12 protein-coding genes and 1 tRNA gene are annotated in these 14,420 nt (G+C 28.7%); 2 read left to right on the top strand and 11 right to left on the bottom strand.

Going from position 1 to position 14,420, the window contains the following annotated elements:
* The gene (locus tag ACIJYB_RS00230) at nt 1–2,061 is read right to left on the bottom strand and encodes a DNA gyrase subunit B (RefSeq protein WP_435151109.1); all 2,061 of its coding nucleotides are present in this window, start codon (nt 2,059–2,061) and stop codon (nt 1–3) included.
* Between the two features lie 160 nt (nt 2,062–2,221).
* Here ACIJYB_RS00230 and ACIJYB_RS00225 point away from each other — a divergent pair, with 160 nt between their 5' ends.
* Nucleotides 2,222–2,998, top strand: coding sequence for an FkbM family methyltransferase (locus ACIJYB_RS00225; protein ID WP_435151108.1), 777 nt, complete (start codon nt 2,222–2,224; stop codon nt 2,996–2,998).
* 8 nt (nt 2,999–3,006) lie between these two features.
* Here ACIJYB_RS00225 and ACIJYB_RS00220 read toward each other — a convergent pair.
* Nucleotides 3,007–3,096: transfer RNA gene (locus ACIJYB_RS00220), tRNA-Ser, on the bottom strand.
* 43 nt (nt 3,097–3,139) lie between these two features.
* On the opposite strand from ACIJYB_RS00220, the gene ACIJYB_RS00215 reads away from it, so the two are divergent.
* A complete protein-coding gene (locus ACIJYB_RS00215; RefSeq protein WP_435151107.1) occupies nt 3,140–4,021 on the top strand; it encodes a hypothetical protein in 882 nt (293 codons plus the stop codon).
* Nucleotides 4,022–4,029: 8 nt separating this feature from the next.
* Here ACIJYB_RS00215 and ACIJYB_RS00210 read toward each other — a convergent pair whose 3' ends face one another.
* From ACIJYB_RS00210 to ACIJYB_RS00170, 9 genes are read right to left on the bottom strand one after another with little or no spacing between them, the layout of a single operon-like run.
* The gene (locus ACIJYB_RS00210) at nt 4,030–4,818 is read right to left on the bottom strand and encodes a class I SAM-dependent methyltransferase (protein WP_435151105.1); all 789 of its coding nucleotides are present in this window, start codon (nt 4,816–4,818) and stop codon (nt 4,030–4,032) included.
* Nucleotides 4,815–6,623: a translation elongation factor 4 gene (lepA, locus tag ACIJYB_RS00205; protein WP_435151103.1), complete on the bottom strand. Its 1,809-nt coding sequence runs from the start codon at nt 6,621–6,623 to the stop codon at nt 4,815–4,817. Before lepA ends, ACIJYB_RS00210 begins: the two co-directional genes overlap by 4 nt.
* 5 nt (nt 6,624–6,628) lie before the next feature.
* Nucleotides 6,629–9,037 (bottom strand): phenylalanine--tRNA ligase subunit beta, encoded by a 2,409-nt coding sequence (gene pheT, locus ACIJYB_RS00200; protein WP_435151101.1) that lies wholly within the window; start codon nt 9,035–9,037, stop codon nt 6,629–6,631.
* Entirely contained in the window at nt 9,034–10,101 is a 1,068-nt protein-coding gene (pheS, locus tag ACIJYB_RS00195; protein ID WP_435151100.1) for a phenylalanine--tRNA ligase subunit alpha, read from the bottom strand. The genes pheT and pheS overlap by 4 nt, the downstream gene beginning before the upstream one ends.
* Before the next feature lie 43 nt (nt 10,102–10,144).
* Entirely contained in the window at nt 10,145–10,501 is a 357-nt protein-coding gene (gene rplT / locus ACIJYB_RS00190) for a 50S ribosomal protein L20 (protein ID WP_435151098.1), read from the bottom strand.
* Between the two features lie 2 nt (nt 10,502–10,503).
* Nucleotides 10,504–10,710 carry a 50S ribosomal protein L35 gene (rpmI, locus tag ACIJYB_RS00185; protein ID WP_008545827.1) on the bottom strand — a complete coding sequence of 69 codons (207 nt, stop codon included), beginning with the start codon at nt 10,708–10,710 and terminating at the stop codon, nt 10,504–10,506.
* 53 nt (nt 10,711–10,763) lie between these two features.
* The gene (infC, locus tag ACIJYB_RS00180) at nt 10,764–11,309 is read right to left on the bottom strand and encodes a translation initiation factor IF-3 (protein ID WP_435086094.1); all 546 of its coding nucleotides are present in this window, start codon (nt 11,307–11,309) and stop codon (nt 10,764–10,766) included.
* A complete protein-coding gene (thrS, locus tag ACIJYB_RS00175; RefSeq protein WP_435151096.1) occupies nt 11,310–13,226 on the bottom strand; it encodes a threonine--tRNA ligase in 1,917 nt (638 codons plus the stop codon).
* Complete coding sequence (locus tag ACIJYB_RS00170) at nt 13,227–14,381, bottom strand: glycosyltransferase family 4 protein (RefSeq protein ID WP_435151094.1); 1,155 nt, start codon at nt 14,379–14,381, stop codon at nt 13,227–13,229.
* Nucleotides 14,382–14,420 lie beyond the last annotated feature (39 nt).

The raw sequence follows: 14,420 nt of genomic DNA, 5'->3' as shown, positions 1-14,420 counted from the left end.
TTAGATATCAAGATTTTGAACATTAATTGCGTTTGAAATTATAAAATCTTTTCGCAAAGCAACATCATTTCCCATCAAAGTATGTATTAAACTTTGATCTTTCTTAAGATCTTTTGAATACTGTACTTTTAATAGATTTCTTGTTTCAGGGTCTAGTGTTGTGCTCCACAATTCCTCTGGATTCATCTCACCTAATCCTTTAAACCTTTGTATGTTCATTTTTGATTTTTCTAAATCTAACTCTTTTACAAACTCTTTAGATCCTCTTTTTAATTTTTTTAATTCTTTATTGTTACTAACAATATAATCCTCTAATTCTTTTTCGTCCTTAATATATATTCCTTTTGATCCTTTGTTTATTTTAAATAATGGTGGTTGAGCTAAATATACATGGCCATTTTCAATTAATTTATTAAATGGTTTGTTGTTAAAAAAAGTTAATAAAAGAGCTCTAATATGAGATCCATCAACATCAGCATCAGTCATAATGATAATCTTTCCATATCTTAGATCTTTTAAATCTATTTCTTGTACTTTTGGATCTAAGCCTAATGCATTTATTAAAGTAACTATTTCGTTAGATGAAATCATTTTTGATAAAGCCTTTGTTCTTTGCTGCTCAGAGTTGTCACCATTACCATTCTTTTTAATAGTTAAATCTTCAACGTATGTATTTAAAATTTTACCTCTTAAAGGTAAAACTGCTTGATTGGCTCTATTCCTACCTTGTTTTGCTGATCCACCTGCTGAGTCACCCTCTACAATAAACAATTCTGTGCCATCTTGTTTTCCTATTTGACAATCTGCTAGTTTTCCTGGGAGGCCACTTAATTCTAAAGCACCTTTTCTTCTGACGTTTTCTCTAGCTTTACGAGCAACATCTCTTGCCATTGCAGCTTGAATAACTTTTGCAAGAATTATTTTTGCAACCGAAGGGTTTTGATCAAACCATATGGATAATTTTTCATTTACAACAGTTTCTACAATCATTCTTACTTCTGATGAAACTAGCTTATCTTTTGTTTGGGATGAAAATTTAGGATCAGGAATTTTCGTAGATAATACACAAGTAAGCCCCTCTTTAATGTCATCTCCAGAAATTGCTAATTTGTTTTTTTTTAAAAGATTGTGTTCATTTGCATATTTATTAATAACTCTTGTTAGTGCACTTCTAAAACCTAATAAATGAGTTCCACCATCTTTTTGATATATGTTATTAGTGTATGGAAAAATATCTTCAGCGTAACTTGCATTCCATTTTAAAGAACACTCAAGTTCAATATTATCTTTTTTTCCTTCTATATAAATTGGTTTTTTGAATAAATCATTTCCATTTTTATTTTGTAATTTTTCTCTTTTTTCATCTAGAAAATCTACAAACTCAAGCACACCACCATCGAATCTAAATGTTGATACTTTTTCTTTTTTTAAACTAGCATCTGTAAAAATTATTTTAATACCTTTATTTAAAAAGGCTAATTCTCTCATTCTTTTAATAAGAATATTTGCACTAAATTTTGTGGAAGAAAAAATTTCTTTTGAGGGCAAAAATGTTATTTGAGTTCCAGTTTCTTTAGATTTTCCTGTTATTTTTAATGGTGCTTTTGCTTCACCGTTTTTAAATTCTATAAAGTGTTTTTTTCCATCCCTGTTTATTTCTAATTGTAGTGACTCTGACAATGCATTTACAACAGAAACTCCAACTCCATGAAGTCCACCTGAGACTTTGTATGAATCGTGATCAAATTTACCACCCGCATGTAGTTGTGTCATGATAACTTCTGCTGCTGATTTTTTTTCTCCCTTATGCATATCAATAGGAATTCCTCTACCATCATCATTTACTGTGATAGTGCCATTAGAATTAATTCTAACGTTAATATTTTTACAATGGCCAGCTAAAGCTTCATCTATGGAGTTATCAACAACCTCATAAACCATGTGGTGTAAACCAGTACCATCATCTGTATCGCCGATATACATTCCTGGCCTTTTTCTAACAGCCTCCAGACCTTTTAATACTTTAATAGAATCAGCTTGATATGTATTTTTATTTGTCATTTTTTAATTAAGGAAAGTTTATTTATAACATTTTTTTTGTATAAAATGTCTATTAATTATTCATAATTAAAAAATTGAAGGTTAAATTATGCGCTAAAATACACAAGAAATAGTCAATTTAATAAAATCAAAAACCACAAATGAACTATAATATACTTCAATGATTTCTACGCTTTTAAAAATACCTATCTTAAAAAGATTGATTCCAAGTTTAGCAATAAAAGTTCTAAAATTTATTAAAAAAAATAGAGGTTATTTTAGAATAGAAAATACTTTGATGTATTTAGATTTCTTAGATCCAATTGACAGAGAAATAATTCTTTATCAAAAGTTTGAAAGTGAAGAGGTTCTAGAACTGTTAAATTTAATGCAAAAAAACTCAATAAAACAATTTTTTGATGTAGGAGCAAACTGTGGGTATTATTCAATTAAAATTCTTAATAAAATTTCTGATGCAAAAGTAATTGCTTTTGAACCAAATAAAGAAGCTTACTCAAAATTAAAAAAAACTATCTCAGTTAATGATAAATTTACCAAAAAAATAAAAATAGAAAATTTTGGTTTATCAAATCAAAATGCATCACTAAAAATGAAATTTTTAAAAAAACATAATTACAATCAAACAGGCGGTTCTTCAGTTATAGAAAATTTTGAATTTAATAATGAAAATTTTTTTTATGCTAATTTTAAAATTGGTGATGAAATTTTAAATTTTAAAAATCAAAAATTATGTTTTAAAATTGATGTAGAAAGACATGAGATCAATGTTATTGAAGGTCTTAAAAGAACAATAAAAAATAATAAGTCTTTAATTTTAATAGAAATTTATGAGGAAAATTATTATCAAATGAATAAAATTTTAAATGAACTTGGTTTTAATCAAATTAAAAAATTTAAAGAAAGATCTAATTACTTATACTCTAATTTTATAAATTAAAATTCTTTTGGCGGAGAGAATGGGATTCGAACCCATGAAAGAGTTGCCTCTTTACACGCTTTCCAAGCGTGCGCCTTCAACCACTCGGCCACCTCTCCAAATTAATTGATTATTATATAATTACTTTTATAACTCTTAATGATGAAGCTAGGAAGAAAAATAAAGAAACTAAAATCTAAATTTTTGTATTTTTTAAGAAAAAATATTCACTTAGAAATTTATAATTTTATTATTTTACAACTATCTAAAAAGAAATTTTTAAAAAGTATTAATTCAAAAAAAATTATACTTTCAAAATCAAAAAGGCTGGATGAAATTAATAATTATGAATTTAAAATTACTTCACAAAACAATGAAGATGGCATTATAAGCTATTTAAAAAAAAATATATCCAATCCTGATAATTTTTTTTTTGAAATAGGCTTTGATTTTAATGAATTTAATTCCTTAAATTTAATAAAAGAAAATTGGTCAGGAACCTTGGTTGATGGTGATCAAATCAAGTGTGATAAGTTAAGTGCTTGTATAAAAAAATATTTTAAATCTCAAAAAATTAACATTTATAATAATTTTATAACCTATGAAAATATTAATCAAATAATCGCAAAATCTGTAACAAAAGAAAATTTTGATTTTTTTTCTCTCGATACAGACGGTATGGATTATTGGATTTTAGAAAATCTAAACTATAAACCTAAAATTATATGTGCTGAATTCAATCCATGGCTTGGAAAAACTAATAAATTAATTTTACCAAAGAGGTTAAATTTCAATTATCAGTCTGATATGTATTATGGAGCTTCATTAAAAGCATATCAATTTCTTCTCAATAAAAAAAATTATAAACTTGTTGCGATAGAAAGCAGTGGTAACAACGCTTTTTTTATAAATCAAAATGAATTTAAAATTAAGTTTGATGAGCTCAATGTTGAAGAGAGCTTTAAATTGGATCCAAAATTTGAAATTAAAATATACAATGAAGTTTATCAAAGATTATTGAAAAAAGATTGGGTAAAGTTATAATTTTAAAATTAATTATTTTTTTTATAATAACAAAGAGAAGTATTTTTTATATTTTGGATTTTTACATTCTTTGAGATTTCATCAATACATTTTACTACATCTCTTGAAGATCGTTTTTCTGGAACGTAGTCGTGCCATAAAATAATACCCTCAGAATTTAACATTTTGAATGCTTTTTCAGTATCATTTTTCACAACTGAATACGTGTGTCCTCCATCGATAAAAATCAGATCCATTTTTTTTTCAAATTTTTGTTCATTAAATTCTAAAGAATTCTGAAAGATTATATCTATTTTTTTTTCTACATCTGTATTTGAAAATAAAAATTTATTATAAATACTTTCGTTCTTAATATTTCTAAATGAGACGTCATTATCATCATCCTTTTTTGCAAAAGATACCACTTCATCTGGATCAAGTGTAATGGTGGTAATCTTTGAGTTTTCACTTGAGTTTAAAGCCATAAGATATGTCGTTTTTCCACTGCATGTTCCAAATTCAAAAATATTTTTACTAATTTTACTTAATGAAGATATTATCCATGCCTCATAGTCAGAGGTCATTCCAACAATGTTATTACCAGTTGAAATACAAAAACTTTTAACTATCACCTCTTTTTTGGGTCCACTTAAATTATTTGATATATTATTTAATTTAAAAATTTCATGTACATCTGTTGCATCAATTTTTTTTATTTTTGATGTAAATATAAATCTTTTTATTTTTTTTTTATTTATATAATAAAGAAAGAAAATATTTAATAATATCGAAATTATAATAAGTATTTTAAAAATCATTTTTCTTTGCTAATTTTTAACACACCAATAAATGCTTCTTGTGGAATTTCTACTCTTCCAAATTGTTTAGATCTAGCTTTACCTTTTTTTTGTTTTTCCAAAAGTTTTCTCTTTCTATCTGTTGCTCCACCACCATGAATTTTTGTTAAAACATCTTTTTTAAATCCTTTTATAGTTTCCCTTGCTATAATTTTTCCACCAATTGCAGCTTGGACAGGTATCATAAAGTTATGTCTTGGAATTAAATCTTTAAGTTTTTCACAAACTTCTCTTCCTGTTCTTTGAGCAAAATCTTTATGAATCATCATTGCTAATGCGTCTACTGGCTCAGCATTTACTAAAATTCCAAGTTTTACTAAATCACCTTCTCTATGTTCAATAATTTCATAATCAAAACTAGCATATCCACTAGTCATTGATTTTAAACGATCATTAAAATCAAAAACTACTTCGTTTAAGGGCAGCTCATAATTTACAACTGCTCTATTTCCAGAATAACTTAAATTTGTTTGTATTCCTCTTTTATCCTGACACATCTTTATAATTGAACCTAGATATTCATCTGGAGTAATTATTGTTGCTTTAATCCAAGGTTCTTCAATTAACTTAATTAATGTCGGATCCGGTAAACTTGAAGGATTATGAAGATTGACAATTTCTCCACTATTCATATGAACTTTATATACTACCCCTGGAGTTGTTGTTAATAAGTTAACGTCAAATTCTCTTTCTAATCTTTCTGTAACAATTTCTAAATGGAGCAATCCTAAAAACCCACATCTAAAACCTAACCCCAATGCTGAAGAAGATTCTGGCTCAAATGAAAAGCTAGCATCGTTCAATTGTAGTTTTGCCAAGCCATCTTTTAATTTTTGATATTCAGAACTATCCACTGGAAACAATCCACAAAACACTACAGGTTTACTTGGTTTAAAACCAGGTAACGCTTCTTTTAAAGGCTTTGTAGTATCACATATTGTGTCCCCAACTTTTGTTTCTGATAAAACTTTTATTCCAGTTGTTATAAAGCCTATTTCTCCAGCATTTAATTCATTAATATCTGTAGCTTTTGGTGTAAACACACCAACTTTTTCAACAATATATTCTTGATTAGTGGACATCATTTTAATTTTCATATTTTTTGAAATTTTACCATCAATAACTCTGACTAAAATAACAACCCCAAGGTAAGTATCATACCAACTATCCACTAATAAACATTTTAAATCCCCTGTACTTTCACCTTTCGGACTAGGTAACACTGTAATAATTTGCTCTAAAATATCCTGAATACCAACACCTGTTTTTCCAGAACATGGAATAGCACCTTCTGTATCTATCCCAATTACATCTTCTATTTGTTTTTTTGTTTTTTCTAAATCAGATGCTGGAAGATCCACTTTGTTTAAAACTGGCACGATTTCATGATCAATATCTAAAGCTTGATAAACGTTTGCAAGAGTTTGGGCTTCTACTCCTTGAGTACTATCAACTATTAAAATTGATCCCTCACAAGCATAAAGAGATCTACTTACTTCATAACTAAAATCGACATGACCCGGAGTATCAATGATATTTAAAATATAATTTTTACCATCTTTTGCTTTATAATTAAGTTTTACTGTTTGAGCCTTAATAGTAATTCCTCTTTCACGCTCAATATCCATAGAATCTAAAACTTGAGCTTTCATTTCTCTTTCTGTAAGCCCTCCACAGCTATGAATTATTCTATCTGCTATTGTAGATTTACCATGATCAATATGCGCAATAATTGCAAAGTTTCTAATATTATCGATATTACTCATTTGCTTTAAGATCGTATCTTAGCGCCAGTTTTATTTTCAACTGTTTTAATTATAGAATTATTGATGTTTTCTAAATCACCATCATTCAATGTTTTTTCAGATGATTGTATAGTCACACTAATTGCTATTGATTTTTGATTTTCTGGAATATTTTCACCCTCATAGACATCAAAAACTTTGATATTACTAATCAGTTTTTGGTCCACACTTGAAATAGCATTAATTAAATCTTGAGCTTTAACTTCTTTATCAACTACAAAAGCAAAGTCTCTCTCAGATTTTTGATAATCTGATACTTCAAATTTAGTTTTTTGGTCTTTCAATGTTTTTTTTGGTAATTTTAAATTATCTAGAAAAATTTCAAATCCAACTAATGACTCTGTTTTAATATCTATTTTTTTTATAATATTTGGATGAATCTCACCAAAATATGCTGCAATTTGATCTTTGCCTCGATTTAAAAATAACCTACCTGACTTACCTGGATGATAATAATTTGGTGTTTCATCATCTATAAAAAATTTATCTGAATTATATCCTGCTTCAATTAAAGTTTGGACCACATCTCTTTTAACATCAAATACATCAACATTTCTCTCTTTTTCAATCCATGATAATCTTGATCTTTTGCCTGCTGATAAACCACAAACTACTGTGTTTTGGTCACCAGGGTTTGAGCCAGTAAAAATTGGCCCTATTTCAAATATCGATAAATCTTTAAAACCTCTATCCAAATTTTTATTCATATACATAATTAAATTTGAAAAAATTGAGTTTCTCAAAACCCCCAACTCTGAGCTTATGGGATTTACTATTTTAATTTCCTTATTTTGATCTTTAAAATGATCGTTATAATTTGAGTCAGTAAATGACCATGTTATGGCCTCTAAATAACCTTTAGAAGCAATTGCTCTCTGTAAAAAATGAAATAACTTTTGTGACTGAGTTAAAGTAGATTTATTTCTTTCTTTAATTGGATCTATAGTTTTTATTTTATCATAACCGGTTATCCTTACTAGCTCTTCAACAATATCTATTTCCTGCGAAATATCCGGTCTCCAAGTTGGGATGGTTAATTTTAGATATTTTTTTTCTTTTTTAATTTTGAAACCAAGATCTTCTAAGATCTTAAGCATTTCCTTAATTGAAATTTTAAATCCTGTTATTTTTTCAAATAAATTAGTATCAAATTTTATGGTTTTAGCTTTTGCTGTTTCAATTGTTTGAATGTCAATTTTACTAACCTCTCCACCACAAATCTCTTTAATTAATAATGATGCTTTATTTAATCCATCTTCAATCGATAATGGATCAATGCCTCTTTCAAACCTAAACTTCGCGTCTGTATCTAGATTTAATTTTTTTGATGTACTTCTAATAGATCTAGGCTCAAAATAAGCTGACTCTAATAAAATGTTTTTTGTATCAAATTCAGTACCTGACCTTGTGCCTCCAATGATTCCTCCTAATCCTAACACACCTTTATTATCGCTAATTACACACATCCCATCATTTAATTTATAATCTTTATTATCTAAGGCTGTGAACTCTTCACCAGATTTTGAATTTCTAACTACAATACCTTTTTCTATTTTATCTGCATCATAAGCATGTAGTGGACGATTAATATCAAGCATTACATAGTTAGTAATATCAACTATGGCTGAAATTGGTTTTTGTCCAATTGAAACTAGTTTATCTTTTAACCATTTAGGGCTTTCAGTATTTTTTACATTAGTAATTAAACAGCTACCAAAAGAACTACAAGCTTGATTTTTTTCTTTATTAATTTTTACTTTAACATTTTGCTTTACATTTGACTTAATTTTTTTTTCTTTTAAATTTTTTAATTTTCCAAAACCTGAAGCAGCAAGGTCTCTTGCTATTCCTTTAACACCAAGACAATCTGGTCTATTCGGAGTGATAGACAGATCTATAAGATTGGAATTTGATTTTGAAAAATAACTTTTTCCAATACTCTTTTCATATTTTTTTGATGACAACTCGGTTATTCCATCACTTTCATCTGATAAATTTAATTCAGACTCAGAACAAAGCATCCCGTAAGAAGTAACATCTCTAATTTTAGCTACCACTAATTTTACTTTACTTTTTGGAACAACAGCTCCAGGAGGAGCATATATTGTAATTAATCCTTCTCTTGCATTTGGCGCACCACACACAACTTTTTTTATCTCTTTTTCTCCTACATCAACGTCACAAACTTTTAGTCGATCAGCATTTGGATGTTTTTCTGTCTTTAAAATTTTTGCTACTTTGAATAAATCAAGACCAGCTGATAAGTTTTCTACACTTTCAACCTCAAGCCCAACATTTGTTAGCTGTTCTAAAAGCTTATCTTCTTTTAATTTTGTGTCTAAATGATCTTTTAACCAGTCAAATGTGATTTTCATCGACTCAAACCTCTATAATTTGTTGGCACATCTAAAGGATCAAAACCAAAATGATTTAACCACCTATAATCGCAATCAAAGAATGCTCTTAAGTCATTAATACCATATTTGAGCATCGCTAATCTATCAATCCCAATTCCAAATGCATATCCTTGATACTTTGATGGATCAACTTTGACATTTTTCAAAACATTAGGATGAACCATTCCACACCCTAAGATTTCAAGCCATTGATCACCTTCTCCAATAATTATTTTCCCATCTTTAATTTCATAACCAATATCTACTTCTGCAGACGGCTCTGTAAACGGAAAGTGACTTGGTCTAAATCTCATTTTAATTTTTTCAACTTCAAAAAATTCTTTGATAAAATAATTTAAACAGCCTTTTAGATGTCCCATATTTATATCTTTATCTATATGTAAACCCTCTACTTGATGAAACATTGGTGCATGAGTTTGGTCACTATCAGATCTATAAGTTCTTCCAGGTGCAATAATTTTAAATGGAGGTTTATCTTTTAACATTGTTCTAATTTGAACTGGGGACGTATGAGTTCTCAATAAAATTTCTTTATTTTCATCAAGATAAAATGTGTCATGCATATCTCTTGCAGGGTGATTGTCAGGAGTATTTAATGCTGTAAAATTATTATATTCATTTTCAATATCTGGGCCTTCTTCAACGCTAAAACCTACCTCGGAAAAGATTGATGAAATTTCATCTATAGTTTGTGAAACAGGATGAATTTTACCTCTAACAAATGATCTTTCAGGAAGAGTTATATCAATTTTTTCTTTTTCTAATTTTTCATTTATTTTTTTTGATTCAATTTCATTAATTTTATTAGTTATTACGTTTTGTAACTCATCCTTAATTTGATTAAGATCTGATGCAAATTTTTTTCTATCTGCCTCTGGTATAGATCCGATATTTTTAAATTGAGAAGAAATCAATCCATTTTTGCCAAATAGTTCTGTTTTGATTTGATTAATTTCCTCTAAACTTGAGTTGTTGCTAAGTTTAGCCAAATAGTCATTTTGAATATTTTTTATGTCTGACATATTGGTAGATTATTTCCTTAAGAAATAAAAACAATAGAGAAGATTAATTTAAAGCTGATTGAGCTTTTTGTACAATTGTTTTGAATGCCTCAGGACTATCGTAAGCGATTTCAGCAAGTATTTTTCTATCAATTGCGATCCCACATTTGCTTAAACCGTTAATAAATTTGGAATATGTCATTCCTTCAGATCTAACACCCGCATTAATCCGTTGTATCCACAAAGATTTGAAATCTCTTTTTTTATTTCTTCTATCTCTGTAAGCATATTGCATAGCTTTTTCCATAGCTTGCTTTGCAACTCTTATAGTGTTTTTTCTTCTACCCCATTGGCCTTTAACAGCTTTTAAAACTTTTTTATGTTTCGCTTTGCTTGTTACACCTCTTTTTACTCTTGCCATTATTAACCTCTTAAACTGTAAGGCATGTATGACTTAACAATTTTTCCATCTTGCTTGGACATTGTTGTTGTGCCTCTTAATTTTCTTATTTGTGAATTCGTTCTTTTTATCATGCCATGTCTTTTACCAGCTTGAGCAGTCATAACTTTACCCTTAGCAGATATTTTAAATCTTTTTTTTGCTGAGCTTTTAGTTTTTAATTTTGGCATAATTCTGCGGTGTTATACAAAGATTGATATAGATTTACAACCTCTATTAAGGCCTATAAAGGCTGAATAACCATGATCATTTGTTTACCATCAAATTTTGGGTGCAGTTCTACCTTGCCAATATCCTTCATGTCCTCTTTAATCTTATCCATCAGCTCTTTTCCCAAATGAGAATGTTGTAATTCACGCCCTTTAAACCTTACTGTAAATTTTACCTTGTCACCCTTAGCTATAAATTTTTTTGCATTTTTAACCTTGAAATCATAATCATGAGTTTCTGTTACAGGTCTCATTTTAATTTCTTTTAATAAAACAATTTTTTGTTTTTTCTTAGCAATATTTGCTTTCTTTTGAGCATCATATTTATATTTTCCCATATCCATTATTTTGCATACAGGAGGATTTGCGTTAGCTGCTATCTCTATTAAATCTAATCCTTGATTTTTCGCCATAGAGATTGCTTCATTGGTATTTATTACACCAAGATTTTCACCATCACTCGCTATGACCTGAACGTCTGGTGAAGAGATCCTATTATTAGATCTTGGACCTCTGTCTTTAGTTCTTCTCTGAAAGTAATTTTGTTTAAAATCTGCCACTTAGTTTGATGATGCTTTGTTTAAAGCGGAGAAAGTTTTTAAAAATTGGTCTATATCCATATTTTCTTGTTTATTAGTGTTTAATCTTCTAATCGTTACTGAATTGGAGTCAACTTCTTTTTTACCACAAATTAGTAAAAGTGGTATTTTTGCTAAAGAATGATCTCTTATTTTATAATTTAAATTATTATTTTTTAAATCCACTGAAGAACTAATGCCTACACTTTTAATTTTTTTAGATACTTCAATTGAATAATCGTTAAACTCTTCAGAGATAGGTATTACCATTGTTTGTAAAGGTGATATCCAGAATGGAAACTTTCCCGCATAGTTTTCAATAAGAATTCCTATAAATCTCTCCAAAGAACCAAACAACGCACGATGAAGCATAACAGGCACTTTTTTAGTTCCATCTTTATCAACATAAGAAGCATCCAATCTTCCTGGTAAATTTAAATCTACTTGTAGAGTTCCACACTGCCAGTCTCTACCAATTGCATCCCTTAATACAAACTCAATTTTTGGACCATAAAATGCACCTTCGCCCTTATTAATGCTATATTCTAACTTAGATGCTTTAACAGCTTCTAATAATGAGGCTTCTGCCTTGTCCCAAACTTCATCTTCTCCAACTCTTACTTCTGGTCTATCTGCATATTTAAGAATTACATTTTCAAAACCTAGATCTTTATAAATATCCAAAATTAAATTAGTTACCTCTAGACATTCACTTGTGATTTGATCCTCTGAACAAAATATGTGGGCATCATCTTGAGTAAATGCTCTCACTCTTAAGAGGCCATGTAAAGCTCCCGATGGTTCATAACGATGCACTTTTCCAAATTCTGTAATACGTAAAGGGAGATCTCTGTAACTTTTTAGACCTTGATTAAAAACCTGAATATGCCCAGGACAATTCATAGGTTTTATTGCAAATACTTTTTCATCTGGTGTTTCTGATGTGTACATGTTTTCACCATACTTTTCCCAGTGACCAGATTTTTCCCACAATTGTCTATCTAATATCTCTGGTGTATTTACTTCTTTATACCCAGCATCATCCTGTCTGGCTCTCATATAGTTAATCAATTTTTGAAATAAAGCCCATCCTCTTTCATGCCAAAATACTGAACCTGGACTTTCTTCTCTAAAATGAAATAAATCCATTTCTTTTCCAAGTTTTCGATGATCTCTTTTTTCAGCTTCTTCTATTCTTTTTAAATATTCATCTAGGTCTTTTTGAGTTGCCCAACTAGTTCCATAAATTCTTTGCAACATTTCATTATTTGAGTCGCCTCTCCAATAAGCACCTGAAACTTTAGTCAGTTTAAAATATTTTCCAATTTTACCAGTTGATGGAAGATGTGGCCCTCTGCATAGGTCATGCCAATCACCATGAAAATAAATAGATACATCTTCATTTTCAGGTATTGCCTCGATCAGTTCTGCCTTATATATCTCACCTTTTTTTTTAAAGTGTTCTATAGCTTTATTTCTTTCCCAAACCTCTCTTTTTGTAATCTCATTTCTATCAACAATTTCTTTCATCTTGTTTTCAATTTTTTCTAAATCATCTTCAGTAAAAGGATCTTTTCTGGCAAAATCATAGTAAAAACCATTTTCGATAACTGGCCCAATAGTTACTTGCGTTCCAGGAAACAATTCTTGTACTGCCATAGCCAAGATATGTGCAGTATCGTGCCTTATAGTTTCTAAACCCTCAGGATTTTTTGATGTAAATATTTTAATAGAACAATCTTTTTCAATTAAAAAATCTAAATCTTTTAAATCACCATCAACACTTATAACCATTGCTTGTTTGGCAAGTGACTTGCTAATTTTTTCAGCTACATCTAGACCTGTAACTTTGTCTGGAAATGTTAAATTATTTCCATCTGGTAGAGTAATTGTAGGCATTTAATTTAATATCTTTTTATACTCTGAATAAGTAGAAAAGCACATTTTTTCAACATTAAATTTTTGAATTATATTTTTTCTTCCTTCAATACCAATAGATCTTAATGATTCCTCATCCAAAGAAAGAGTTTTTGAAATTTTCTGACTCAATGATTTTGCATTATTGGACTCAAACAAAAAACCAGTTTTTTCATCAATTACAGTTTCATTAGAACCACCGATATTGCTTGCAATTATTGGTTTTTCCATAGATTGTGCCTCAACTGCTACTCTCCCAAAAGCTTCTGGTTCTGTTGAAGCTGAAACCACAATGTCTGAAACTTTATAAGCTAATGCCATGTCTTTGCAGTGATCAATAAATTTTATTTGGTTTGTCATTCTATATTGTTCAGTAAGTCTAATAAGTTTTTTTTTATATATATCTCTACCCTGGTCACTTCCTAGTATAACAGCATAAAATGCTTCATAGCCAAGCTCAATATTTACTAAATTAATAGCTTCTATAAATACTTCCTGACCCTTCCATCCAGTTAATCTTCCAGGTAAAAGAATAATTTTTTTATTTTTTTCTATTTGCCACTTTTTTAATAATTTTTTTTCATCACTATCCAATTTTGAAGTAGGATCAAAATAATCAACATTTATACCTCTAAAAATAACTAAAAGTTTTTTCTTTGTATTGAGATATTTGGAATAATTTTCTTTAATATGTGAGAAAATAAAGTTGGATCCTGCAATAATAAGATCGGATCTTACCATTACAGAATTATAAAATTTTTTAAGCTTGTTATTAAAGTTATATGTTCCATGAAAAGTTGTAACAAATTTTCTACCTGTAATTTTAGCTGCAAATAAACAAGACCAAGCAGGTGCTCTACTTCTAGCATGAACAATTGAAATATTATTAAAAAGTATAATTCCAACCAAAACAAAGAAATTGATAAAAATGATAATAGGATTTTTACTTTGTACCGGTAGTTTTATTATTTTTACTTTCTCTTTATTAATAAATTTTAAGAGATCTCCACCACTTGTTACAATATAAGAAACACAATTATTTTCTGGCAAATAATGAGCAATATCAAAGCAACCTGTTTCAGCACCTCCATAACCTAATTTTGGTATTACTTGTAAAACTTTTAAATTAGAGGACATTTGATATGATTATATATTATTAGATTAAACATATAAACG

It is taken from the genome of Candidatus Pelagibacter bacterium nBUS_44 (genome assembly GCF_051200895.1).
Lineage (GTDB): Bacteria > Pseudomonadota > Alphaproteobacteria > Pelagibacterales > Pelagibacteraceae > Pelagibacter.
Note: the sequence above shows the minus strand (reverse complement) of the source record. Positions and strands in the feature narration are given on the sequence as shown.

Coding starts and splice junctions, on each gene's coding strand:
- pheS (WP_435151100.1), bottom strand. CDS start 10,101: ATGTCAGACATAAAAAATATTCAAAATGACTATTTGGCTAAACTTAGC.
- lepA (WP_435151103.1), bottom strand. CDS start 6,623: ATGAGTAATATCGATAATATTAGAAACTTTGCAATTATTGCGCATATT.
- thrS (WP_435151096.1), bottom strand. CDS start 13,226: ATGCCTACAATTACTCTACCAGATGGAAATAATTTAACATTTCCAGAC.
- ACIJYB_RS00210 (WP_435151105.1), bottom strand. CDS start 4,818: ATGATTTTTAAAATACTTATTATAATTTCGATATTATTAAATATTTTC.
- ACIJYB_RS00170 (WP_435151094.1), bottom strand. CDS start 14,381: ATGTCCTCTAATTTAAAAGTTTTACAAGTAATACCAAAATTAGGTTAT.
- ACIJYB_RS00225 (WP_435151108.1), top strand. CDS start 2,222: ATGATTTCTACGCTTTTAAAAATACCTATCTTAAAAAGATTGATTCCA.
- pheT (WP_435151101.1), bottom strand. CDS start 9,037: ATGAAAATCACATTTGACTGGTTAAAAGATCATTTAGACACAAAATTA.
- rpmI (WP_008545827.1), bottom strand. CDS start 10,710: ATGCCAAAATTAAAAACTAAAAGCTCAGCAAAAAAAAGATTTAAAATA.
- ACIJYB_RS00215 (WP_435151107.1), top strand. CDS start 3,140: ATGAAGCTAGGAAGAAAAATAAAGAAACTAAAATCTAAATTTTTGTAT.
- ACIJYB_RS00230 (WP_435151109.1), bottom strand. CDS start 2,061: ATGACAAATAAAAATACATATCAAGCTGATTCTATTAAAGTATTAAAA.
- rplT (WP_435151098.1), bottom strand. CDS start 10,501: ATGGCAAGAGTAAAAAGAGGTGTAACAAGCAAAGCGAAACATAAAAAA.